At 59.6% G+C, this 25,169-nt stretch carries 13 protein-coding genes and 1 pseudogene; 1 reads left to right on the top strand and 13 read right to left on the bottom strand.

Annotated elements, in window-relative coordinates:
- Window positions 1-107: 107 nt before the first annotated feature.
- Entirely contained in the window at window positions 108-2,075 is a 1,968-nt protein-coding gene (locus PV768_RS01570; protein ID WP_421092066.1) for a DUF262 domain-containing protein, read from the bottom strand.
- Window positions 2,075-3,400: a DUF262 domain-containing protein gene (locus PV768_RS01565; RefSeq protein WP_421092065.1), complete on the bottom strand. Its 1,326-nt coding sequence runs from the start codon at window positions 3,398-3,400 to the stop codon at window positions 2,075-2,077. The genes PV768_RS01570 and PV768_RS01565 overlap by 1 nt, the downstream gene beginning before the upstream one ends.
- A gap of 437 nt (window positions 3,401-3,837) precedes the next feature.
- Between PV768_RS01565 and PV768_RS01560 the strand changes: the two genes are divergently transcribed.
- Window positions 3,838-6,981 carry a DUF3427 domain-containing protein gene (locus PV768_RS01560; RefSeq protein ID WP_421092222.1) on the top strand — a complete coding sequence of 1,048 codons (3,144 nt, stop codon included), beginning with the start codon at window positions 3,838-3,840 and terminating at the stop codon, window positions 6,979-6,981.
- Between the two features lie 317 nt (window positions 6,982-7,298).
- Here the strand turns inward: PV768_RS01560 and PV768_RS01555 are convergent, their stop codons facing one another.
- The 11 genes and pseudogenes from PV768_RS01555 to PV768_RS01505 form a co-directional block, all read right to left on the bottom strand.
- Window positions 7,299-8,045 (bottom strand): ATP-binding protein, encoded by a 747-nt coding sequence (locus PV768_RS01555; protein WP_363937873.1) that lies wholly within the window; start codon window positions 8,043-8,045, stop codon window positions 7,299-7,301.
- Window positions 8,042-9,604, bottom strand: coding sequence for an IS21 family transposase (istA, locus tag PV768_RS01550; RefSeq protein WP_421092064.1), 1,563 nt, complete (start codon window positions 9,602-9,604; stop codon window positions 8,042-8,044). Before istA ends, PV768_RS01555 begins: the two co-directional genes overlap by 4 nt.
- Window positions 9,605-10,067: 463 nt before the next feature.
- Entirely contained in the window at window positions 10,068-12,533 is a 2,466-nt protein-coding gene (brxL, locus tag PV768_RS01545; protein WP_421092063.1) for a BREX system Lon protease-like protein BrxL, read from the bottom strand.
- Window positions 12,530-14,851: a BREX-1 system phosphatase PglZ type B gene (gene pglZ / locus PV768_RS01540; RefSeq protein WP_421092062.1), complete on the bottom strand. Its 2,322-nt coding sequence runs from the start codon at window positions 14,849-14,851 to the stop codon at window positions 12,530-12,532. Before pglZ ends, brxL begins: the two co-directional genes overlap by 4 nt.
- Entirely contained in the window at window positions 14,848-18,036 is a 3,189-nt protein-coding gene (locus PV768_RS01535; protein ID WP_421092061.1) for a DNA methyltransferase, read from the bottom strand. Before PV768_RS01535 ends, pglZ begins: the two co-directional genes overlap by 4 nt.
- On the bottom strand, window positions 18,033-21,503 hold the full coding sequence (brxC, locus tag PV768_RS01530; RefSeq protein ID WP_421092060.1) for a BREX system P-loop protein BrxC: 3,471 nt from the start codon (window positions 21,501-21,503) through the stop codon (window positions 18,033-18,035). The genes PV768_RS01535 and brxC overlap by 4 nt, the downstream gene beginning before the upstream one ends.
- Window positions 21,500-22,063 (bottom strand): DUF1788 domain-containing protein, encoded by a 564-nt coding sequence (locus PV768_RS01525; protein ID WP_421092059.1) that lies wholly within the window; start codon window positions 22,061-22,063, stop codon window positions 21,500-21,502. The genes brxC and PV768_RS01525 overlap by 4 nt, the downstream gene beginning before the upstream one ends.
- Entirely contained in the window at window positions 22,060-22,773 is a 714-nt protein-coding gene (locus PV768_RS01520) for a hypothetical protein (protein ID WP_421092058.1), read from the bottom strand. Before PV768_RS01520 ends, PV768_RS01525 begins: the two co-directional genes overlap by 4 nt.
- 947 nt (window positions 22,774-23,720) lie before the next feature.
- Window positions 23,721-24,516 (bottom strand): annotated as a pseudogene (locus PV768_RS01515) (DeoR/GlpR family DNA-binding transcription regulator).
- A 76-nt stretch (window positions 24,517-24,592) separates the two neighbouring features.
- Window positions 24,593-25,003 (bottom strand): 4-hydroxythreonine-4-phosphate dehydrogenase PdxA, encoded by a 411-nt coding sequence (locus PV768_RS01510; protein WP_421092221.1) that lies wholly within the window; start codon window positions 25,001-25,003, stop codon window positions 24,593-24,595.
- Complete coding sequence (locus PV768_RS01505; protein WP_421092220.1) at window positions 24,885-25,166, bottom strand: 4-hydroxythreonine-4-phosphate dehydrogenase PdxA; 282 nt, start codon at window positions 25,164-25,166, stop codon at window positions 24,885-24,887. Before PV768_RS01505 ends, PV768_RS01510 begins: the two co-directional genes overlap by 119 nt.
- Window positions 25,167-25,169: the final 3 nt, after the last annotated feature.

Raw genomic sequence — 25,169 nt, 5'->3', positions numbered from 1 at the left:
ACGGGCAGTGGAATCAGTGCCAAACATCAAGGCAAACCAAAGGGCGACACGACACTGCTGAAAACAAGAAGCAACCAACGATCACGCGCTACGCCGAAACCACTCCATCACGCACCGCTGTGAAAAATCGAGGGCTGGGGTTCGAGATCTTGTCGAAGTAGGTTCACTATCTCCTGATGGTGAGCTTCGACCTCACGATCACCCCAGACGCCCAGGTGTCGCGCCTTCGCCGCCATGAGATGCAATTTGGGACTCTGCCTCTCGATAGTCTGGCGGTAATTTGTGGCTTTTGCGAGGGGCAGGCTGTTGTTGAACTTGGAGTTTGCACCCACGCTCACTAAGGCAAGGTTTCCTAGTTTGTGCAGGTTCGTTACGCTAAGCCGTTCACCTGATTGTTGTTCATCTGGGCTTTGTGGATAAAAATGTTCGATGGAGGTTCGGAATGAGAACCTGTAGTCAGAATCGATGTTAGGTACCCGATTATTGACGACGAGAAGGTAGTCAATATATGCGAAGACGACGCGGGAAATATTAAAACCGACTGGCTCATTGGCGAATGGGAACGCTTCTCGAACCCTATCGCGCACGTACGTTTGGAGAAGAAGAACCATGTCCTTCACGGAGACATGGGCAGGGCTTTCTGCCTGCAGCACGTGATGGAGCGCTAGTGTAATCCAATGCATAGTGCGAGGTGATGTGTAGGTAACCCGTAGCATGCCCTGGAGTAGCAGAAGGTCACGTGTTGTGGGATCGAGTGTGTCGCTGTCGTCCTTGGAGTCGCCCGCGCACGTGTTGCGATAGCCAATTGTGCTCTTGTTTCCGCTTCTTGTTTTCACAACCTTGCGAAGTGACCACTCGCCTTCGTCAGAGTACGTGGCCAAGAACTCACGCTTAAGGATGAATGAGTCAAACGCTACTCTTGTGCGGAGGAGCAGCGCAATAAATTCTCGAACGCGATCCGGCCGTTTTTCGGAAAATTCGCTGTTGAATAGCTTGATGAGTCGCTTATCGTCCAGGCTGCCTTCGTCTTCAAGCGGGTTTTCTTGGGACCCAAATAGCCTAAGGGTGTGCAGAAGCAGAGAGTTGAATGGGATTGTTGAACTAAAACGATCTGCGTCGGACGGATCTGCTGCCTCCGAAGCATTCTTCTCCGAGTACATCGTGAGTGCTTCATCGATACTGAGTGATGAAGCATGAGAAGCGGCGCGTTGACGAGCGCCTGCCTGTTCATTGCTATGTTCATTAAACGCTCCTAGCAGTTCTTCAAAATTTGAAGCGACCAACCAAGACCAGTTTTCGTCGAACAGAGCGTCGCGAAGGGACGGATTTCCCCGGGCCAGGGGCCCTTGTACGTAGGCATCCAATTTAGAGCACGCATCCCAAACCCAAGCAAAGCATGCACGCTCTGATTCTTGAGGAAGGTAGCTCATAAGACGAGCCTTCACAATATCGACCGGTTGTAATTGCGCCCCCCGGGTGTTCATGACCTCGAAGTACCGGTTGAGATCCGTGCTTCCGGGCAGCGATGCCCTAACAAGTTGGACGTGATTTAGCAGGTAATTCCCGAAGATCTGGAGGGCATCTCCCGAGACGTGTTGGTCCATATACTGCTGGATGATGTTGTAGCCCTGATGGATTCCGGAATCTTCTAGGCTTCCTGGAGCTGTATTCGCAGAGTTTTCCGGAAATCCTCCGTCGAGTCGACGCAGTGCTTCACTGGAACGTGGACGTGACTCATAGCGAAGGCGGGTGGCATGGCGCTGAAAACTTGGACCAGCGTCACCGTCGGTTCGCGCCAGGAATGTCAGCAGCAGATACAAAGTAGTAAGTCGTTGCTGCCCATCGATCACTTCGAATTCGGATGATTCAGATCCTCGCGCGGTGACAATGAGGTTACCCAGAAAGTACTTCTCTTCCCCATGCGCTATCGCGTCCCGGATGTCGCCGATCAACTGTTCGATCTGTTCGGCTCGCCATGCGAAGCTTCTCTGGTAGACCGGCACTACGTATATGGCATGCGACTCGAACAACTGAGCCACTGTGCGCAAATCGGGGCTGAGGGATTCGTCATTCATCAGGTTGCAGTTCCATTCAGGAGGGCAAAAAGTTCAGGTTCGTGTCCGTCGTTGTATTGCTTCCTTGTCGAAGTAAACGTCCTCACCACGCGCTCATCTGATGAATTCCGAATTTGTACAAAAGGAGATATGACGTTGTCTTTTCCATATCCTGCATTGTTAATGGATGCCTGAACCACGCGGAGGTATCGAAGGCGAATGTCGAAGGACCACGCAAAGAGATGATCGCTGGCAAGATCAATATCTTCGTCTGAGAATTTATTGATGTAGTAGAGCATTCCCGCAAGGTACAGTTCCGTAACCTTACGATATCGGCTTTGCGTGAGTTTGTCTCCGAATGTCACTACTACTTTGGAGCTATCTTCTGATCCTTCTCTAACGGGAAATGATCGCGCCTTGAGCGCTCTTATTTCTTCCAACATAAAAGCAGTCATTTCGAAGAACGGCCGCCCGGCCAGCAGTGGAGCATCAATTTGAAACCGACTTCGCAGTGCAGTAGTTTCATCCTCCGGGTGGACAGAGTTATGCCATTGGCTCATCAGTGGAATCATGCTTTGAGCAGCAGCGTGATATCGGGAACTCGGTGACAGTCGTCCCGTGGAAGAGATTCCTTTGAATATGTGTATATCGTGGATGGTGAATCCGGGGGCGCTTTCACCTTTTGACCATTTTGCAACACGGTATAAATAGAGTGAGAAAAGCTCGTCCAGGGTTTCATCTCCGGCTGACTCCCACTCTTCCACCGTCGCGGCCTTCAGTGCATCGCTTTCGCGGCGCATTTCGCGCAGGTGGTGCGCCTTCAGGAGGTCGTGTGGCGCCAGGGGCCTTCCGCGATAGTTCTGAGAATCAAAGACCCGAAATGCTTCATCAACGTCATCGGTGGTCACCCGGATCACGTGGCATTTGTCGCGGATGAACGATGCAAGAGCTTGTTGCTCAGCCAGATGCATCGGCCTCGCCGTATTCTGGAGCATGCGCCACACTTCTGCTACGGATGACGAACTGTCCATTGTCTTAGGAGACGGAGGTTGTTCTCCATCGAGAATGCGGAGCAGCATACGCAGGGTTAGAAGTCGTTGTTGCCCGTCGACCACATCAAAGTGCTTGTCATTTTCGTGCAGAATTACTGCCCCGAGAACGTAGGGCGCGGTTTGGGCTTGTCCGCCTGCGATGGCTGCCTGCTGGGCGTCTCGGATGTCGAGAACTAGGCGAAGGGCAATGGATGCTGTCCATACGTAGGGTCGTTGATAGTGGGGAATCCTAAGATCGTCGTCCAAGAGTTCGCCGACAGACGCCGCACTGACTCCGCGTTCGTTTATCGCCACTGCGCAGACTCCTTATAGTTTGATGGCTCTCAAGAGCCTACCTCTCGGCTTACGCTGATCCCATTTGATCTTTTCGTGCATTCCAGGTGAGTTGCTTCAGCGCGTGCCGGGTGCTGGCTGCTGACGCCTGTTCTGCAAGTCGAAAGGAATCCTGTGCAGGAAGTCGCTAAATAGTGGCAACATTATGGAGTTACGTCGGTCGTTTCGGTTCAGTTCAGGAGTCGGTGAGCCTCGCGTCATTCAGCATGGTGGTCCTTGAAGCCTTTGTGGGATTGAGAATTGCGACAATGGCGGGCTGCCCGCTAATCGCCGCAGGTGTCCAAGAGGTGCAGTCGCAATCGATGGAGCACAGCAGCGCCCCGAAACTGCAGATACACGTGTAGAACCAGTTGGCTCTTGTGTCAACGACCCAATAGCCTGGCGGAGTGACTAATTCCATGGGGGGAGTGCCGGGGGAGCAGCTGCCCGAAGGTCTGTACGAACTGCTCAACACAGATGCACTCGGCAATGCGCTAGGCAGCGAGTCGGAACTTCAATCGGTCTTCGCCAATATTGATGACCAGGACGTACCGGACACCCTTTCTCGCCACGTTGCAGACGTTCTACGCCAAGCTCTTTTAGCGACCAAGCCAGCCGACAGAGTCGGCTTGGCCAACCGGCTCCTCCGTGAGCTGGACACAAGGCATCGAATCGGCGCCGGCCCAACACAGTTGCAATCGCTTCACCGCCCGGACACGCTCAAACGTCGCAACCTCCGCAGACCGAACACCAAGCTCTCCGACTCCGCGCTCCTAACCAACAGTAAGGACGAGCCGAACCTTGCCGCGGAGCTCCGGGCCGAGATAGAGTCCGCGGACACCGTTGACCTCCTCTGCGCCTTCGTCAGGTGGACGGGCCTGCGAATCCTACAGCCTGCGCTCGAAGAACTCAGAGAGCGCGGAGCCAAACTCCGGGTCATCACCACCACCTACATGGGCGCCACGGAACGCCGTGCCATTGACGAGCTCGTCACGAGGTACGGGGCCGAGGTAAAGATCAGCTATGAAACCCAAGCAACACGACTGCATGCCAAAGCTTGGCTGTTCCGCCGCAACACCGGTTTCGACACCGCCTACGTGGGCAGCGCTAATCTGAGCCAGGCCGCACTCCTCGATGGGCTTGAATGGAACGTCCGGCTCAGTTCTGTCGCAACACCCGCCCTCCTGCAGAAGTTCGAGGTCACCTTCGACAGCTACTGGGAGCAGCGTGCCTTCCAAAGCTACGATCCGGAACGCGACGGCGAAAAGCTGGACGCTGCTCTGGAGCGCAACGGCGGCCGGCGCACCGCGGCCCCGGACGCGCCCACCGGGCTTGAGGTTCAGCCGTTCCTCCACCAGGAGGAGATGCTGGAAGACCTGGAAGCGGAGCGTCTCAAGGGCTTCAACCACAACCTGTTGGTCGCGGCCACCGGAACGGGCAAAACCGTAATCGCAGCCCTAGACTACAAGCGCCTTTCCGAGGCCGCCGGCAGAAGCCTCAAGCTGCTCTTCGTCGCCCACCGGCAGGAAATTCTGAAACAGGCAATGCGCACCTACCGCGACGTCATGCAGGACGGCGCCTTCGGTGAACTGTACGTGGGGGAGCACAAGCCGCAAGAGTGGAAGCATATCTTCGCTTCCGTCCAGTCGCTGTCTTCCCTTGGCATCGAGCAGATGGAGCCGGACTTCTTCGACGTCGTGGTCATTGATGAGTTCCACCACGCCATGGCGCCCACCTACCGCCGCCTGCTCGACCACCTAAAACCGCAGCAACTCCTCGGGCTCACCGCTACACCGGAGCGCGGCGATGGCGTCGACGTCGCCAAACAGTTCTTCGATGGCCGGACCGCCAGTGAGCTTAGGCTCTGGGACGCTCTGGACGCTGACCTGCTGGTCCCGTTCCACTACTTCGGCGTCTCCGACGACGTCGACCTGAGCCAGTTGGAGTGGAAGCGTGGCAACTACGACACCACCCAGCTGAGCGCCCTCTATACGGGCAACGACGCCCGCGCCGCCAAGGTGATCCGCGAACTCCGCGACAAGGTCACCAGCACCGACCACATGCGGGCCATCGGCTTCTGTGTCTCGGTGCAGCATGCCCGCTACATGGCCGAGGTGTTCAATAGGGCCGGCATTGCCTCCGTCGCAGTCGACGGCACCACTGACAATGCTGACCGCGAGGAAGCCCTCCGGCGCCTGGGGCAGCGGGAGATTAACTGCATCTTCGCCGTCGACCTCTTCAATGAAGGCCTGGACCTTCCGCAGGTGGACACCATCCTGCTGCTCCGGCCCACGCAGAGCGCCACGGTCTTCCTGCAGCAGCTGGGACGCGGGTTGCGCCGTGCCGAGGGCAAAGCGGTGCTGACGGTCCTGGACTTCATCGGCCAGCAGCGCCGTGAGTTCCGCTTTGATCTGCGCTACCGGGCGCTGACCGGCTACGGCCGAAAGGAGCTGGAGAAGGCTGTTGAGGATGAGTTCCCGTACCTGCCGTCCGGCTCCCAGATCGTGCTGGACCGGGTGGCGCAGAAGGTGGTGCTGGACAATATCAAGGCACAGCTCCGGTTCAACCGGGCACAGCTGGTCCGGGACATCGCCTCGTACGCCGAGACCGAGCTGGAGGCATATCTGGAGCGGTCGGGGAATGACGTGAAGACGATCTACCGTTCAACCAGGGACTCGTGGACCGGCTACCTCCGGCAGGCAGGACTGATCGAGGGGCTCTCACCTCTGGAGTACGTGCTGCGGGGGAAGCTCGAGGAGCTGTCGGACGCGGAGGAAAAAAAGCTGCTGGGCCGCATGGCCGCGCTGATCCACGTGGACGATCCGGAACGTGCTGCCGCCTATTCGATGCTGGTCGCTGCCGACGCGCCCCGCTACGCGGAGCTCGGCATCCGCGAGCAGGCTTTTGCACGCATGCTTTTTTTCACGCTGTGGGATGACGGCGGTGGATTCAAGACGTACGACGACGGCCTGGACCACCTGCGCGGCTACCAGTTTGTGTGCCGGGAGATCCGCCAGGTCGTGAAACTCGGAGTGGCCGCCTCGAAGCATGCAGCGAAGAGCCTCGGTGCAGGGTTGCAGCACATTCCGCTCCTGTCTCATGCCACGTACCGGCGCGAGGAGGTTCTGGCGGCGTTGCAGTACGGTTCGCTGGAGCAGGGCAAGAACGTCCAGCACCGCGAGGGCGTTGCCTGGTGTCAGGCAACTGCCACGGACGCCTTTTTTGTCACTCTCAACAAGGACGACAAGAAGCACTCTGCGACGACGATGTACAAGGACTACGCCATCAGCCCCGAACTGTTTCATTGGGAATCGCAGAATGCGACATCACCAACCAGTCCGACCGGCCGGCGCTACCTTGACCGGGCTGCCCACGGTTCGAGGATTCTGATCTTCACCAGGGACGCGGCCGATGACGAGACCGGGCTGACAGTTCCGTACACGTGTCTGGGGCAAGTGGACTATGTGGAACACTCGGGGGAGAGACCCATCGCAATTACTTGGAAGCTGCATCGGGCCATGCCAGCCAATGTCTACGCAACGGCCGCCGCCGTGGCGCAGTGAAAGAGCGTGCTACGGCTCTTGGCTGTTGCGATAGATATCCTGCTTCATAGGATGTTTGCGCCTGCTGTTCTTGCACCGGAAAACAGCGCCGGGCCATTTTGTTTTCCCCTCGACCGGCAAGGTTGATCAGACTTTGCATTCAGTGTTTCGCGGCCGCCACGTCCCCAACTATTCGTGCTGAGCAACGTCTGGAGATGCTTCTTGACTGAGTATTTGAAGGCTTGGAGGCCAGACGATATTGCCTTTCGGGGCCATTGATATTGCCGGTGGGGGCCAGTGGCCGCGGCTATGGGGGCCGCTGGCCCTCACCGGCGTTCTCACTGTGTCATTGTGGCGTGCTCACGCATGTTGTGGTTGCCGGTATCGACCCAGATTGTGTTGTGCACGATGCGGTCCATGATCGCATCGGCGTGGACCCCGGAGCCGAGTCGCTGGTGCCAGTCCTTCTTGGCGTATTGGGTGCAGAACACGGTGGAAGCTGTGTCGTACCTGCGCTCGAGTAGCTCCAGCAGCATGCTGCGCATGCCCTCGTCGGGGTGGTCAAGAAGCCATTCATCGATCACCAGCAGGGTGAAGGCCGCGTACTTCTTCAGGAACTTCGTGGCGCCCAATGGCTTGTCCTTCGCCAGCGCCCAGGCTTCCTCGAGGTCGGGCATTCGGACGTAATGGGCCCGGATCCGGTGCTGGCAGGCCTGCTTGGCCAGAGCGCACCCCAGGTAGGACTTCCCGGACCCGGTAAATCCTTGAAACACGACGTTCTGCTGCCGTTCGATGAACGAGCAGGTGCCGAGCTGGGCGATCAGGTTCCGGTCCAGGCCGCGTTCGTCCACGAGGTCGAGCCGGCGCAGGTCCGCGCCCGGGTAGCGGAGCCCGGCCCGTCGGATCAGTCCCTCGACCTTGGCGTGGTTGAAGCCGGAGTGGGCCTCGTCCACGATCAGGCGGAGCCGTTCCTCGAAGGCCATGCCGAGCACGAGCGTCTCGTCCTGGGCCTCGAGCGCCTCCAGCATCGGAGCGGCGCCCATCTCACGGAGCTTGCGCTTGGTTTCGGTATCGATCCCGCTCACTTGGCACCACCTGCGTAGTACTCGGCGCCCCGCACGAACCCGCCATGTTCGGCCGGTTCATCCCGTGGTGGCCTGAAACCGGCGGCTTTGTCCTGCTCTGTTGCCAGGATGGGCTGCAGATGCGCATACCGCGGGGACCGCACACGCCCTGCCAACGCAAGCCGGCAGGCCGCCTCGAGGCGTTCGGCCGAATAGCGCCGGGAGAGCCGCAACACGGCCAGTGCCGCGTCCAGGCCCTGCACGTCGACCGGGACGGACTCGAAGATCCGGTTGACCACGGTCACCGCCGCCGGGCCGACCCGTCCGGCCCATTCCCGCGCCCGGGCCGGGTCCCATTGCCGGTACTTCTCGCCGGCGGGCAGGTCTGCGTCGTTGGTGCGGTACTCGTTGGCCGCGCTCTCGGGCAGCAGCAGGTGGCTGGTCAGCCGTTCGGTGCCCCGGTAGGCCTGAAGCACCCGATCGGTGATTCGTAGGTCCACCGTGGTGCCGATGTTGGCAAAGGGCACCGAGTAGTAGTTTCTCTCCCAGACCACGTGCCCGTTCCGGCCCACCCGGCGCCCGTAGACCCACCTGCTGATCTCGTAAGGGGCTGCCGGCAACCCCGTCAGGAGCGGCCGCTCCTCGGCTGCGAACACGCTGGCCCTGGACCCTGGCCGCTTCTGGAACGGCTCAGCGTTATACGCAGCTACCCGGTCGATGATGGCGGCCCTGAGCTCCGGCAACGAGGTGAATTGCTGCTGGCGCAGCCCGGCAACGACCCAGGTAGCCACGTGGGCGACCGTGTTCTCCACGCTCGCCTTGTCCTTCGGTGCCCTGACCCGTCCGGGCAGCACCGCCGCCGAATAGTGCGCCGCCATCTCGCGGTAAGCGTCATTGAGCACGACCTCACCTTCGCGGGGATGCTTGATGACACCGGTCTTCAGGTTGTCCGGCACGATCCGCGGCACCGACCCGGTGAAGGCTTCGAACATCGCCACGTGGGCCCGCAACCAGGTGTCCTGTTTCATGTCCAGGGCGGGTTCGACGAACGCGTAGCGGCTGAAAGGCAGGCAAGCCACAAACAGATACACGGTCCTGGGCTTGCCCGTAACCGGATCGGCCAGCTGCATCGTCGGGCCCGACCAGTCCACCTCCACCGTCTGCGCCGCCTTGTGCCCGACGCGGGACGCCACCCCTGTGACCAGCACATGCCGCTGGTAGGTCCTGCAGAACCGGTCATAACCCATCACCGGCTCACCGGCAGCGGCGCGTGAATCGGCGTACTCGCCATGCAGCAGCTTCAGCGTTACGCCGACCCGGGCCATCTCCCGGTGGACCTGGTCCCAGTCCGGCTGCGCGAACACGCTCTGATGCTCACCGCGCCCGGGAAACAGCCGGGCATAAACCTCGCCTTCTGAACTGTTGGCGATGTCATCCCACACCACACCGGCCGCGTCGGCAGCCTCCAGCACCGCCGTGATGCTCTTCCGGGACATTCCTTGCGATGCAGCGATCGCTCGGCCTGACAAGCCCTCGGCGCGCAGCTGCAACACGCGCTTCGCTCTGATCTTCCGTACCATTGATGATTACTCCTTCCGCCGTGCGCCCTATACACACGACGGAAGGAGCCTAAGCCGGGGTGGCCCCCAAGAACGCCACTACCGGCGCCCAAGACCGCTACTGCACGCTCTGCCCGCCGGCCCCCAAACACACGACGGATGGACCCCAAAAGAGCGAATATTCACTTGACTTCAGCCGATCTGCGTCGCCGTGGCTATTAAGGCCATCCACGTTCCTGGGTATCTGTTCTCCGCCCTCGGCGCGCCCGGACCGATGGCGGCACCAACGGAGGCATTCCGCTGCAGACAGATGGATCGCGCGGCGGGACGTATGGGTCGGCACTGGCTCACGTGCCGGAGAAGTGTCGATGGAAGGAATTGACCTAATGAACAAGCCGGCTGGAGATGCAGTGCCCGGACGGCCAGGCAGCAGCACGAGGCGGTGATGGGTACCAACTCCGAACTAGCCGGCGGGGATTACCACCTACAGTGATGCCCGGAGTGTCATGAGCTCTTCCCTCATCGCCCGCGCTGTTGAGAAGCGTTCCTCGCGATATGGAGCGCAAGCTCGACGTAGGAACCCCGCGAGCCCCGGCAGCAAGTCAGGCCTGATTGCAGCCGGGTCACGGAGCTCGACGCCGAGGCGGGGTCGTGCGCCTTCGTAGGGATGGTGACCGTTGCATAACAGCTCAAACAGTGTCACTCCCACCGCGAAGAGATCCGTAGAAACATCCCACCGGGTATAGTCCACATCGGGCGCCTGGTATGGGGGCGTGCCGGATACCGTCATCACGGGATCGCCCACTCGCGATGCGATGTTAAAATCTAAGATTTTTGCCCCACGCCTTGCGAGAATAATGTTTTGCGGCTTGATGTCACGGTGCACGATACCTTCGTCCTGCAGTCGCATCATTTCGTCGAATTCAACGGTGGAAAGCTCTCCTTCTTCGCGATTCTTGCGCTCGAGCTCGTCAAGCCGCACAGAGTCAGGGTGGATTGCAATCAGAGCGTCGAGGACGTCGAGCGCAACATCCACGGCCTCTCGATCGCGTAAGGGCCGATGCTTACCGGACGTGTACGCATCTAGCGGTTCGCCTTCGACGTATTCGCTAATGAGGTACCATTCGCCTCTAGCAGTCTTGTCTGCCCAAATCACCTCAACAACATGCGGATGGCGCACCTTGCGTAACGCTCCGATTTCGCGTCGGACCGCCTCGTACCCAGCAGCATTGTCGAATAGCTTAAGTGCTCGCTCGACGCCTTCCACTTTGTCCCGCACTCGATAGACACGGGAGAAGCCCCCGGAGCCAAGTAAATCCAGAATTTGGAAACGGTGGTCGATGTCCTCGCCGACGGAGTACTCCGTGGACTGTGTCCCGGTAGACGCAACGATCTCCGCGCGTGCTGGTGCTGGCAGGACCGCGTCATTGTTTTTGCGTTCCGGCGTCGCTGGCTGAGATGCTCCATTCATACGGTGCCTCACGGATTCCTCGCAGCGAACGATGCGGCTGGAACCGCCATCGATCGAATACCCGAGTTCGACTTGATCGAATTCTTTCTCGCCGATGGAAACTTGCTGCTCTTTGACGCGGCGTCGTAGCTCGATAGCTAGTCCCGCGGCCCAGTCGAGGAAGTCGCTCGGCACCTCCGCGCCCGGGTCGGGATATAACAACTTGAGCAGTCCGTTGACAGTGTTGTCGACGGCCCGGCGGTCGCGGCCCGAGAGCTGGTCGTTCCATTCGATACGGCCATGCACTGACTCGAGGCGGGTTGTGCTTCGCAGGTGAGTCCAGCATTCGGCCAGGAAATCGCTCACAAATCCAAAATGCGTGGTGAGGAACGAAGGATCAAGCTTGGGAACATCCCATCCCGGCAGGTAGGCGTGGATACGATCCATAAAGGCTGTGTCATCTCGCATCTCCCGCGGCAATGGCGAGAACAGGTGCCCTCGGCGTAGTTGGTCGTCGACGTCGACGTCGAAGTTGCCAACCATGACGATTCCACCTGTGGCCTTGATCGACTCCTTTCCCCGACTGAATTCTCCCGACTCCATGTAGCCCTTGAGGATGTTTACGCCGTCTTTTTGGTCGAAGGAGACCCCTGACACCTCGTCGAAGCAGATCACGTCGTACTGCGCGACGAGACCGCGGCGACCCGTCGTGTTGTTGACAAACATGTTGGCAACAGTTGCCTTGCCGCCGGATACGAGGTGGGCATACGGGGAGACCTGTTGGAACAAATGGGACTTGCCTGTACCGCGGGGCCCAAGCTCGATCATATTAAAGTTGCTGACCACAAACGGGACCATCCTTGCTAGCAAGATGTCCTGCTGTCTCGCGGTTAAGCGTGAAGGTTCGAATCCGACACTACGCAGAAGCAAGCCACGCCACTGCTCGAGTGAAAAATGACCTCGCCCCCTACAGAAAGTTGCCAATGCGTCTCGCGTTGACATTTGGATAGGGCGAATAGCGTCGATACGGAACGGGGAGCTGCCCCGTTGGGTCCCCAGCACGGCCACGTATTCCAATGTGACCTCTGCATAGAATCCGCCCGTGAGCATCCGCTCGTGTTCGTTGACCAACTGGGGGGTGACGTGCACGTCTTTGAGCTGGAGACTTGGGAGTTCCGCTTTGTATTGATCATTCGAGGTATCCAGGCGCGCTCGAATCAAGTCGATAACTTTGATTGAGCCTTTTTCCCGAGCCCGTGACTTGAAAAGCTCTTCTTCCCCCGGGCGGACAGTGCGCTGGCTCATCGAACGCCGCACAATCTCGAGGCCTTCAGTTATTTCTTGAGGATCTGTGGTCGCACAATACCGACCGAGCATAAATTCGCCTACATAAGTTGGAACCGGGTACCGCCCACGGAACTGCTGAGACAGGTCTTTGCGAACCAAGTAGCCCTCAAAGACATCAGCCGCTAGCTGATCGAGCTCGTCTAGTTCATTCATCGGTTCCTCCCCACGACGACCTCGCGCTGGGCCAGGATCTGGCCGCCCAGGGTCAATAACATCAAATGTGCTCGTTCGCCTTCGTGTTCCTCGTCTGGGACGATGAGTGAAATCCTGCCAGGTGATGAGGTTTCCTTGGCCTGTTCAGCAATGCTCGATTTTGGCTCGGATGGCAGCCCACGCAGATCTATCACGACCTTTTCAGTCACGCCAGTAAACTCCACACGACACTGTAAGCCCAGCCACTTCACCGTTTTGAACTCGGGGCCACGGACCAAGGTCGTCCCTACTCCAGCTTGGACTGTAAGCCGGGGGACAATGCACTCCTGGGGGCTAACCCCGCCGTGCTCATACTCCTTGTTCGCCTCGAAGCAAGTGACTCCGGGAGCGAGCGCAATACGCACATCCTTGTCCCAAAACCACGGGACCGTCGGAACGTCAACTACTGCGCCAGGCTTCAATCGGGCGCATCGCCCTTTTTTGATCTCGGTGGTTGCCACTGGAAGTTCGACCTTCACCATGCCCCCTGGCAGAAGCAACCAGCCGTGATCGGTCACTATTTCAACTTTCGTCCAGCCGGCATCCAAAAGCTCACGAACACGAAGAGCGATTCGCTCAACTTCTTCGTCCAGGTAGTCTACGAGGCGAACACCTAGGTCATGGCCACGGTGGTCGATCTCGCCAGCCTCTGTCCATGCCTTACCGACTGGATTGCCGATGTCCAGTGTTTCCAGCACTTGGATGCCATTACTCGCCATGAGGTTCCGTAACACCCGGATAGACGCCCTTGTTCGCGTATTTGTGTCCGCAGCGTGCAGTTCGGGGCCCGCTGACAGCGACCCCGGCAACACCGGGGAGATGGCTGGCTTAGCCGTCTGAGTGACGGTGGGGAGCGCCGCTAAAGTTGTACCGACACCGACACTCAGACCAGCGCCTGCAAGACGCTTTTGGAGTCGGTGAGCCACATCGAGGCGCAGCCCGTCGACGAACACCGTGACGCTCCCCTCCGTCGTGTGAGCGGATTGCCCAGGATCATAAGACGTATACGCGTTCGTCCCTGGAGCAATCAATTTTTGGAGGGCCTTAGCGCCCGCCTCGATCCACTGCCGGTACATTGCGCCAGAGGCGGCCGCGACTGCCTCGCGATCGCGGGTCGTCTTCGAAATTGCCAGCGTACGAACGACGGCGTCGTCGACCTTCCAGCCTCGACTTGTGTAGTCAGCGACCAGGGATTGCAAGTCAGCACTGGCGAGCGGTTGCCGGGTTAGCTCACTTAGTAAGAGGAGCTGCTCAACCGCGAACGCGAGTGGCGCCTGCTCGAGATCAGCCCAGACGGTGTTCCGACGCCACCTGTGTCTTGCGTCGAGACGGGAGGCCTCATCTCGGGCACCAGCCGGTGTTAGCGCTTCAAAATCGCGCAGACTCCTGCGAAGCTGGTCTTCTGCGTTCTCATTGTCCTGCGGCCAAGCCTCCTTGCTCTCAACGAGGAACTCTTCGGGACGAGCCTTGCGCAGTCGATCAACGATCCCAGGGTAACGTTCTGGGGATTCAGCGAAGCGCCGCCAAACATTACCCCAAGGACCATTTCGGTGGCCAAGACTACGCGCGGCTGTGATCTCGCCATCCAAAGTGGGGTCAAAGCCGTAGACCGCCTTGCACTGCTGCACGAAAGCCAACCACTGAGCTGTATTCGTCTGTATGCGATAACCGTCAGGGTTGTCCAACCACCGCAAAAGGCTGTGGACCGCGTCATCGTTGACTAGCTCAAGGAGAGAATCTGCGTCGAGCACCTGACTCTCGAAGCGGCCGATAGGTTCATCGAGCAACCGGTCTAGAGCGAGCAGCAAGGCGGCACTCGTCTCAGAGTCCGGGGCGATTTGCAACCCAAGACCCCGGTCCCGATGTGAAAGCAGCCCGCGTACAGTCCAGTCCCGGCTACTCGGGTGGGAAAACCATTGGCTCCGGTACTGCATTTCTGCAATCGGAGCGAGGGCAGGCGGACAGGTGTCAGCCGCGCGCAGCGCACTTCTGCTGACATGCGGAAGGTAAATGATTGGTGGCCCGTCAGAAAGGCCAATGTCGATGCTCCCTGCGACAACGCAACGAAGCCAGTACGCCGGTCCCTGACGCAAGTCGGGGTCATAGCTGCCAAGCGAGACGATCGGTAAGTGCTGGCTCAGTTGGTCGAGCACCGGCTGCCATTGGCCGCCTTCATCCGGCCAGAGCAGCGCGACTGGTGGGACCCGAATGTTTGGATCGTATGCATCCCTCGCAGCGCGCAGGCACGCGACCACCCGTTCGAGAATAATGTCGCTCATTCCTGCCTCGCTCTGTCTCGCCAGACCATCTTCTCTGCAAGAGTTGGGTGTTCATCGTTCTCCCGCTTGGAGCCGTCCACATTCCTGCCGCGGTCTTTGCGCCAGTGGACGTTGATCGGTGCTCGCAGCACGCCTGATTGGGCGAAAGGGCGGATATTTAGTCGAACGCCGTCATTCAAGTCAGGTTCCCAGCCGATGGGCTGTTCGTGTGGTTCCTTCCATCGCACATAAACGTCGTGTGGTGACTCGCCTTCGAGGATCGATTCCAGTCTCTTCTGCAAACTGAGTGCTGCCGAGAGGCGTTCCCCGGCTCCAGGCACCTCATCTCGTAGCTCAGCGCGCTGACGCTCCACCCAGTCCTGGCCAAGGTAGGTATAGGTCACCTTCTCCAGCATCTTGTGATCCAGGCGGTGATAATTAAGCAGCGCCGAGAACCCTTCACGCTGACCATCCCAGATATGCCATATGAAGGGTCTGTTCCTGAACAACGCGCAATGCTGCTTGAAAAACTCGTCACGCAGCCAATCCGAAAGATTCTGCTTCCTGTAACCGGCGTTGTCGAGCAACTCCCGGACTTTGACTGGTGTCCAAGCATCTCCAAATGCCCTCGCAAGAAGCTGCTGAACGCGGTCTGCCCCGGGTACTTTCCCAGCTACCGCCGGTAGGCAAATGATGCCATCTGGGTCTGCATACTCAGTGAGGTTGTCAGGCTCCATATGGTCCGGCCATTGATAGCCTACTAGGCGGGCAATCGCAACCTGCAACGGGGCTAACGAGACTTCAGGTCGGCCTGTGAATAGCCACTGTCTGGGGTCGTCGGACGACGGTTCGGGAAGTGGATCAGTTCTCGCTGCAACGGACCGCCAGTGATCGACGTCGAACGGCACGACTTCAAGTGCGCCGTTCGTGACCTGAGTTGAAGAGGCAACCGACCGGACCGCCGGCACGAAACTGTCAGACGTACAGAAAGCCCAAAGTGCTGGCACAAGGGCAGGATCGTGCGGGACCACGGCGGCTGCATTTGTATCGAAGAGATCACCGAGATACAGAGCCCTGTTGAGGTTGCCCATCTGCGTAACTGACACTCCGGGCTTCCCCCAAGCCTCGTCCCCACGAATGGCGGAGCCAGGCGAATCAATAACGCCACCAGGGCCGTCCCAGCGCACAATTGATTCGCGGCCGATATAAGGACTCGTGTCGGTCGTTGAAGATTGAAATCGCCTCCAAGGAGCTGCGAGTTTCGGTATCTCCCAGAAGTAACGTACGTAACGGGGCGTGTCTCCCGTGCTTGTACCCTGCAAGCAGCGAGCCACCGCTCCGAGCAGCACAGCCGATTGCGCAACGGGCGCGGCTAGAATCCGACTCTCAGGATTGTCGCGTTGTGCGCTTTGCATCGAGATAACAAGTGGCGCTTTCTGGAGGTCCCCAGCCTTAGTGGCTAACGGGCCGTTGCCGATATCGATAACTGACGTGGTGGTGTCGATAATGGGAAGACTTTTATCAAGAACGGACAGCGCCGTCGGCACCTTGAACGGTTGGCCACCGGACTGCGTCTGCCAGACATTGTTGCCGATCCGCGCAAATAGACAATAGCTACGGTTCTCAAGAATCCATTCTCGTAATCGTTTATACGTCGATTTTTCCTGCCAGTTCTGCGGCGTAACAACGGCGACGGTAGCCACACGTGACCAGCGCAACAGCATAGATGTTGCCAAGTCGCTCCGACCCTCTCTCAGAAACTTGTCGCAGAATTCTTGGAGCGATTCGACTTGTTTGCCCCTGCTCAGGAAAGGGACGTTTGTTGCTACGAGCGTATAACCCCTTGCCAACAGGCTAGCCGAGCGCCACAAGCCTGCCACGTCGGCCTTAAGTACGGCAGCGGCAGGGTCGTCCACCTCACTGTCTGTGGCAGATTGAAGGACAGGTGCAAGATCGTCCCAGTCGATGTCGTCAAAGGAGGGTTGCACGCCGTTTGGATCGGCGAACTCGGTTGCGTGTCTTGGGTCGATTAAACTTCCAAGAGTATCCGACTCGCCGAACAGCACGTGTAGCCTTGTGAGCGCGTTCTCAAGCCGGTAATCACCACGAGCGAGCACCTTCCATTCCTCAACGGAAGCGCTCACGGGTATTCCGGAGCAGGCGATGTTTGGCACGGGCAGCTGCCTCCAGCCGCCCCCCGCTTTCCATGCCTGTATAGCGATTGCGAACATCGCGATTTGCACGCATCTCGAATCAAGCTCGAGGCCGAAGAGGTTGTCCTGTAAAACGGCGTCCTGGGCCTCAACGCAGTCTAAGCCTTCTTCCTCAGCTCGCATCTGCCACAGCATCGAGAACGCCTCGACAAGGAAGTGGCCCGACCCGCAGCATGGATCCATGACTGTGACTTCAGCCACGCGTTCCGGCCAGCCCTGGAAACCGCCCGCCGCAGGTTTCGCATCGTCATTGAGGCGGAGGTAGTCCATACCGTCGATTAGCGGACTATTCGGATGCTGAGTTGCCCACCAAGCACCGAGAGAGTTCTCAAGCAAGAATCGCACCATATAGTTCTCGGTGAACAGCTGAGTTGAGGGGCCAAGATCAGCGCCGCCAATCCTGCGCTCGGAAGTCGTGACCTCTTGCTTCTTGTCTTTCTGCCAGAACTGGTACACCCAGCCGAGCGCGTCTCGGGCGGCGAATGTTTCCCTTGGGATTCCGTCAAGGATCTCCTCCAGCGCGTGGCGACCTTCCGGAGCGAGGCGCAGCTGGACGCACGGGTCATCCAGGCGGAAGATGCCAGGGAGGATTTCTGCGGCAAAGCGTGCGGCGACAGACCATGCGTCTGGTTCCGCAAGCTCGGCGGAGAGTTCTTCACAGTCCGAGAGTGTGACCGGTGCTTTGTACTCGGGGTGCAGTAGCAGGTTGTTCTCCGCAAGGAACCTTGCAAAAAGCAGCCGGTGCCACTGCTCATAAGCGCACTCAGCGACGAGTAGTTCGGCGTCGCTGCCGAGTTGGCGCCACTTTGCACGTAACCCTTCTCGGAGGCTGGTCTGGGCGTCTGTTAGATGGTCTGGGCGCTGCTCCGCGAATAGATCAAGTCCTTCGACGGCCGCGCGCGCTGCGCTCTCCGCCGCGCGTCGGGCGGATAGCACTGACGTCTCAAGTTGTTTACGGAGGCCAGACGAAAGGGCGCGCTGCTCAGGTGTCAAATGATTACCGTCGTTCCAGAATCAAGGTGGGACTGGACCAGCGTACGAAGCCCGTCAAAGTACGGGGTCGGGTCGTCGCCGGGTTTGAACGTAACCGGTGGCAGATTTATCCCGATGCTGTCAGGTTGTATCATCTTCGCGGCCCGCTGACGAGCTTGGTCGCGCCGGCTTCCAACGAAGCTTATGACTTCCGTCCACGCACTGAGCGGCCTTGCATCGAGCGCCAACAGGAGTGCGGCCTCTGTATCGACGTCCGGGGCAGGGCTTGCCAAAAGTTTCGCTTCGGTAAGGATCAATTCTTGTGCGGAAGGGTCAACCCTGTCCCATTCAGCCCATTCTCGAAGCTCGGCGATTGCCGCGTTCTGCGCTTCAACGAGCTGCGCCGCTCGCCTTGTGACTTCCTCTTGAAGGGCGCCAACGAGATCTTTTACGAGGGCAGCGACGGGGTTCGGCTCATCGAGAAGCTGTCGCCCGTCGTGCACAGCAGCCACGGCCGGCGAGACCGAGACGGCAATGGGCAGGCCCTGCGCGTGGCGAAGTAGACGGTGCAGACTTTGCCATTGAGCCTCGCGCTTGCTCCGCCGGCTCCCGGCCAACTGCCAGTCTTCCAGGTTCGCCCTCAGCTGATCATGGAGGTCAGCAGTATCCCGGAACCGCTGATTGCCGCCCACGACCAGTAGACCATCGAGATGTGCCGTGTCCGGCGGTTCGGGGAGCGGTGGAAGACCTCCGGCCTGAGCGGCGAGATTCTTGAGCTCCTGCAACAGCGCCGGGATTTGCGGGCCTTCCTGGCCGGCCTCGTAGGCGATTCCCGCTGCAGTGAGGAGCCCTCGCACTTTAAGTCGCTGGTCCATAGTCGGAGGTGTTTCATCGCGGTGTAGGGTGACCTTACCGATCTGAGTTTGCGGTAGTTCTTTAGGTCCCGCGACATCCTTGCCGTCTTGTGTGGCACTAATATTGCCCGCAGCAAAGAGAGTAAGGATCGCACCGCTGACGGCATCCTTTGGCCAGCCGAAAGGTGGAGCAGTAAAACGCTTATGGAGCTCTGCCCCCTTAGTGCCTCGCGGACTGATAGCCGCGAGTACTTCCTTGCAAACGGCGTGGGTCGTAGGTTCGCCGTGGTGGCCCACGGCCACGAGTGCGTCAGGGGCGCCCTCGCGTGCCTTTATTACTACCTTTCCCCAGTTGGCATCATCACCTTGACCAAACTTGGGAAAGAGTCGAATCACTGACCGTCTGGCAGCCAACTCGACCGCGTTTCGGAGCGTCGAAACAGTCAATTCGGTGGCCCCACCCTGGAAAACTCGAGCTCGGGAAACCACATCTCCGAACAGCCCAACGATGTCTGTTTCGGCTCGATCGCGCCGAGCTATCATAGCCTGCCGTGCCGCGCGACCTTCATCGGTTTGGGGGACTGGCCGATTCAGAGTCGCTTCTGCAGCGGTTCGAGTTGCGAGCGCTTCCTTAATGCTGTCAGAGTCCAGCTTCGGTAGGAAAACGAACACAGTGGCGCTCTCATCGCCGGCCTCGGCCGCCGCCTTCTTTACCTCCGATTCACTCACGGCCCACTCGTCGCGCACCCACACCGGGACGTTACCGTCAACCACGGGCGGTTCATCCTGGCCCCAGTGAATATCAAGGGTACGAGGGGTTTGGCACTTGCCCTGCGTTAGCTTCAACCTGCTTAGCGCGCTGTCCACTGCAACATTAAGCCGCTCACTTCGAAGTTGGCTTAGCCGCGTTGCGTCGTCTCGGATTGCTGCCAGCCTCGTCCGGAAGTCCTTCTCCCATTCAGCGTCCTCCTGAGTAAGGAGGCGGTACTCGTCGCCAACCTGCACTATTCGGCCTGCTGCGACCAAGGCCTCGAGCAGCTCCGGGACACGTTTCCGTAGCCGGGCACCATCATCCGCCAGATTCTCAACTAGCAGGTCGACAAGAAAAGGGGCTGTCGCTCGAAGGCCAGTCTCACCTCCGAGGACGGATTGAGACATCTGGGATATCAGGAAAATGAGTGCGCAGAGTCTCCCTTTGAGGGCACTGTCCCCGCCCTCGGAGATCATGCGTCGTATGAAGTCGTCGACTTCGCGCAGCAGGACGCCGCTCATGAGCATGTCCACATGCGCCTTGTCGTCGAAAAAGAGGTAGTCAGCGCCGATGACGTGGCCCACTGGCCGGTTAGCGGCGGCCCTGACGCCGCCATGAATGAGCCCGAGCTGTGATCGGACCAGTCCCGACTTACCAGCACGGTCTACTGCGCGGAGCATTTCGGACCATAGGCGCCATCTGTTCGGAAGCACAGGGTAGTCCGGGATGAGCTTCGACTTCTCTTCGGCACGCGAGGCGAAGCGGGTCCCTCCAAGGTGCCTGTCGATCTCGCCGGCTGATGCACTGATAGTCGCATTCAGAAGGGGGACATGTTCAGGGTTCTTTCGCAGCACCACTTCGCGTACAACGGTTTCCACGTCGTTGTCGGAAAGTTCCACAGGAAGTGGGAAGCGATCTATCAACTTTTGCAAGGTTGGAGTAGCGGTGAGCGCGCTCTGACCTGTGGCAACAAAGAGAATGCTGCTTTCGAATCGCGCCGAGCAGCCCTGCACAATGTTCTGGACGATTAGTGCTTTCTCGTTGTCGTCACCCAAGTACTGTTGCATCTCGTCGAGAACTACTAGGGTGAGCGGAAGCATACCTGAGGTCGTGGACTGGAGGCGAAGAACATCGTCCATTACGTCGAACATCTCTTCGTCCGTAACGTCTCTTGTTGTAGGTGGAAACTGCGTCTTGAGCAGGTCTCGTACGTCCTTCACAGAGCTGCCCAGAGTTGGGTCTGCATCGAGAAGTGACTTGGCGATCACGGGTGAAACGTACAGGTCGTGAACTTCCTTATCGAAAGTTCGGCCTGTGGCTTCAACAGCGGCGCACACTGCGTCGAAGTAGCCGTTCTTGAGAGCCCAGATGGTGAAGCGGGCGTGTTCATAGTGCGTGGGTAAGCCCGCACTCTCGAACAAGATAGAAAGGAATGCTAGTCGAACAGCGTCGCTCTTTCCCGATGCAAGAGTGCCGGCGGCTGACCATAGGCCACCAACGCGTTTACCCGCAGCTGACAACTCAATGAGGTGATCCCTGACCTCATCGGGGAGCGTGACGAGTTCCCGCCCTAGTTGGCCGCTGGGCAACCTAACGTCTCGCCACAGATGCTCGAGCACGCGCACGAGGTGTGACTTACCGCTTCCATAGAAGCCACTCACCCAGACAGCGGGCTGCTGCGCCGAGCTGAGATTGGTTAGAAAGCTTCCTAGGATTTTTTCGAGGCCTACGGCGTACTGACCCTCGCAAACGAAGCTGTGGAGCTCCCACCGGAGTACGTCCCACTGTTGGTCGGTTTCGGGACGAACGACTTGGGCAACGCCATCATTCGGAATTTTCGACTGGCTGGGGTCCCGGTAGAAGACATCTCCATTAGTGATCATTGTCGACCCCTCTCGTTCGGGCTGATAGCTATGGCGAGGTAGTTCCAGCCGTCGCGTGCGTCGAGCAGCCGATAACTGCTGCCCTCCTGCTCGCCTGGAAAGAGAACGAGCAGCCGTCCGGCGATGGCGCTGGCCACGGAGTTCAGGAGTGCGGAGACCTTGACTGAGTCCCCCAGTCCGAATAGTGTCCCTGCCCCAATGAGGGCAACGACCCCGTCGGAAATCGCCTGGGCAGCTAGCTGCCGTCGGACTTCCTCGACCAGGTAGTGGAAGAAGGCCGGCAAGGCTGACTCGAGTAATTCAGGGCTTTCGAAGTAAGCGTCCCTGTATTTGTGGCTCGACATCCACGTTTCAAACGACGTCGTAATGTCTAAGAGGTCCCACGGGTGTCCATGCTCGTTTGTCGCTTCCCTGAATGCCGGCAGGTGCAACCTGAGCCGTCGCTCGTGCTCGGGCGGGTACACCGCCATCCAGACTCGTTGGGGCCCCGCAAGGTTTTGCTGCCACGGCAGTGAAACGAACCGCCGATATTCAGCGAGGAGATCGTCGACGTAGCTCATTGCACCTGATCCTGTTCTACCTCCGTCATTGGCCGCGTCAATTGGCGGAAACCGACGTCGACGACGCCGCCTGCTTGTCGAAGCTCCAGCATCCCTTGTCTGGAAGCATTCGCTGCAAGCTCCAACAGCTGCGATGGCTGTTGATCAAGGATTCTTACCCAGAAAGTGTCGAACAGGGCGTTGCCTCGGCCGCCCTCTATGTAGCCGAGAAGCAATGCGTAAGTGAGGACGGCCGGTGTGCAGATCGCTCCAGTACGGATCTTGGTGGTGCGGCCGGCCCTAATCAAATGTCCCGTCTGTTGCCACGACGAAAAGGTGTTCCGACCGATCTTAGATAGCGTTCCGCCGCCGTAGCTACTCGGAAAATGTTCCCCGACAGCCTCTGCGAAGTCGGCAGAAGTGAGCGAGTCACCCGGTGAGCTGCGGAGGATCGCGGCGCTACTTGCTCTAAACACGGCATCGCGGGCCAAAGCGCAAAGCCCAGCCAACATTGGCCAAGATGCTGGGTCGGCTGGCCAAAGATCGCGGAGGGCACGAAACAGCAGGGAATCGGGTCGGAGAAGGTAGAGCTCTCGTAGGTAGCGGTACGTGCGCTGGCGCGAACCATCGGTTGTCTTGGCAAGCACGTTCGCCTCGACCGCCGCCCTGTGATAGGCACTTCTAGGGGAATCGGCCGGAAGGGCTTCTAACAGAGCCGCAAGGGAAGCCAAGACAATTGTGTGGCTGGTGTTGGGACCGCCGCTTACGTCGCTGGGAACAATCTCCGATGTAGGTGTAGGACTCGGGCCGGACACTATCATTGCACCGTTGTGGCGAGTCCATCCCGTCGCCAACACTCGAAATTGATCGACCGTCGCCTATCCACTCCGCTCCGTTCTTGGCGAATTTTAAAGTGCGAGATTTGAGGGCGAGGATGATGACACATGAAGTGGGCGTCCGTACCTTTCAAGCCATTCAGCTCCGCCACCCCCTGCTCGTCAAGATTCTAGACGGCCGTTCGCGGCCGCAGCTTCACCGACTCTAGCAGTCACTGACGATTGCTGAGCAACCAGACCTGTGCGCGAAATCGGACTCGCCCTCCAACTGAAACGAGTTCACGGCGAGAATCAGGGCGGGGCCAGTTTTCTCGCCCTGTCGGCCCTGAATTCATCCACCTTTCCTGGCCCGTATGCCTCCCGGAGGTCTGCGGCCCCGACCATCGTCCTGCACCAAGTCTGTTAGACCATTCTGAATTGTGGTCTGGGGTATGGTTTGGGCCGGTTCAAGACAGCAGCAGACGGCCAGGCGCACACCTCCCCCTCGTGGAGCCGCATCACACGAAAGCATCCGAGCACCCGCCAGGCCGGCGGCGGGCCGGCGGGAGTTCGGTTCCACCACGGCATTGTCCTACTGGGCTCATTGGCGAGCTACGCGACGGTTCAGCCGCAGGCGCGTGAAACTGACAGGGCAAGTATTTCCGCCCAGGGCTGCGTCAGCGACACTCTGCTGACGTTGCGGAACGCCCCAGCAGCCTTGTCGCCGATCAGTACTAGTGATTCGGCGTTGCCAAGCGGCTTCGTGCAGCCTGCGGGACGTGGGAATAGACTCCGACGGTGAGAGCTGAGGGGCGTTCACAAAGACCGGTCGGATCCCTATAATCACAACTTCGGGAACCTGGCTAGACTAAGGGTTTGCCAGCGTCACCAATGACTGAAACCGCCGCCATTTCCACCCACACCCCGGCGTCCCGGAACTTCTGCACCTGCCCGAGGTCGGCGCCGTCGTCCGTTACCAGGGTCCACGGCAATGCCAGCCGCGCCCACGCGTGGAACGGTCGGAGCCCTGGCTTAGAGGAGTCCGCGAGCACGTATACGTCCCGGCCGCGGCGGGTCATGCGTTCCTTGAGGCGGGTCTAGGCGTGGTCGGCTTCGCAGATGCCGTCCTCGGCGGTGACGGCGTTGGCGCCGAGGAACACACGGTCAAAACTCATCCGCTCCAAGGCGGCCTCGGCCAGCTGGCCCACAAAACTCTGCGAAAGGCTCCTGAGTCGGCCGCCCAGGCGGTCCACCTCGATGCCCTCGGACTCGGCCAGTTATTGCATGGTGTTGATGCCCGGCGTGGTGACCGAGAGCTTCTCGAACCCGCGCAGTCCGTGGTCCAGGCCACCTACGGTGGAGCCGGCGTCGAGCTGGATGTTCTCGCCGGGCCGGATCAGGGACGCCGCCAGGGCGATGGCGTGTTTTTGCTCGGACGCCTCGCCGGTGCGCTGCCGCAGCGACGCCTCGGGGTGCGCGCCCAGGGCCATGGCCCCGCCGTAGGTGCGGGCCAGCCGGCCCTGCCCGTTCAGCAGCGCCAGGTCGCGGCGGATGGTGGACGCGGTCACCTCGAACCGGGCGGACAGTTTGCACGGAGGCCGGGCCGGTGGTCACGGCAAGGTGGTGGATCTCTTCGCGCCGCGCGTTTGCGGTCAGCATTCCCGGTCTCCTTCCCGTGGGGCATGGCGGTGGCAGTGCTACCCAAGCTAGTTCCGGCCCCCATCAACTCGGAGGACTACACGGCCACGGCCGGCCGGGTGGCCATCTCCGCCGCCTGGTGCAGCGCCGCCACCATGGAGCGGGAATCGGCGATTGCCTTGCCGGCGATGTCGAACGCGGTGCCGTGGTCAACGGAGGTGCGGATCACCGGCAGGCCCACCGTGATGTTCACCCCGGCCTCGATGCCCAGCACCTTCACCGGGCCGTGCCCCTGGTCGCGGTACATGGCCACCACCAGGTCGTAATCGCCGCGGCCGGCCAGGAAGAACAGCGTGTCCGCGGGCAGCGGGCCCACCGCGTTGATCCCGTCAGCCTGCGCAGCCTTCACACCCGGCTCGATCTTCTCCGCTTCCTCGCCCTGGCCGAACAAGCCGTTCTCGCCGGCGTGCGGGTTGATGGCGCACACGCCGATCCTGGGGTTCGGGATTCCCGGCCAAGACCAGTGCCTCGTGGCCGCGGCGGATGGTGCGCTCCACCAGGTCCGGGTTGATCTTGCGGATGGCGTCCATCAGCCCGATGTGCGTGGTTACGTGGATCACCCGGATTTTGGTCGTGGAGAGCATCATGGACACTTCCTCCGTGCCCGTCATGTG

The sequence above is a fragment of the Pseudarthrobacter sp. CC4 genome, from assembly GCF_048957775.1.
GTDB lineage: Bacteria > Actinomycetota > Actinomycetes > Actinomycetales > Micrococcaceae > Arthrobacter.
The sequence above is the reverse complement of the archived record's forward strand: the minus strand, read 5'-3'. Positions and strand labels throughout refer to the sequence as shown.

Excerpts from the sequence above, each read along its gene's own strand:
- PV768_RS01570 (WP_421092066.1), bottom strand. The coding sequence starts at position 2,075 with ATGAATGACGAATCCCTCAGCCCCGATTTGCGCACAGTGGCTCAGTTG.
- PV768_RS01560 (WP_421092222.1), top strand. The coding sequence starts at position 3,838 with ATGGGGGGAGTGCCGGGGGAGCAGCTGCCCGAAGGTCTGTACGAACTG.
- istA (WP_421092064.1), bottom strand. The coding sequence starts at position 9,604 with ATGGTACGGAAGATCAGAGCGAAGCGCGTGTTGCAGCTGCGCGCCGAG.
- brxL (WP_421092063.1), bottom strand. The coding sequence starts at position 12,533 with ATGAATGAACTAGACGAGCTCGATCAGCTAGCGGCTGATGTCTTTGAG.
- pglZ (WP_421092062.1), bottom strand. The coding sequence starts at position 14,851 with ATGAGCGACATTATTCTCGAACGGGTGGTCGCGTGCCTGCGCGCTGCG.
- brxC (WP_421092060.1), bottom strand. The coding sequence starts at position 21,503 with ATGATCACTAATGGAGATGTCTTCTACCGGGACCCCAGCCAGTCGAAA.
- PV768_RS01525 (WP_421092059.1), bottom strand. The coding sequence starts at position 22,063 with ATGAGCTACGTCGACGATCTCCTCGCTGAATATCGGCGGTTCGTTTCA.
- PV768_RS01505 (WP_421092220.1), bottom strand. The coding sequence starts at position 25,166 with ATGACGGGCACGGAGGAAGTGTCCATGATGCTCTCCACGACCAAAATC.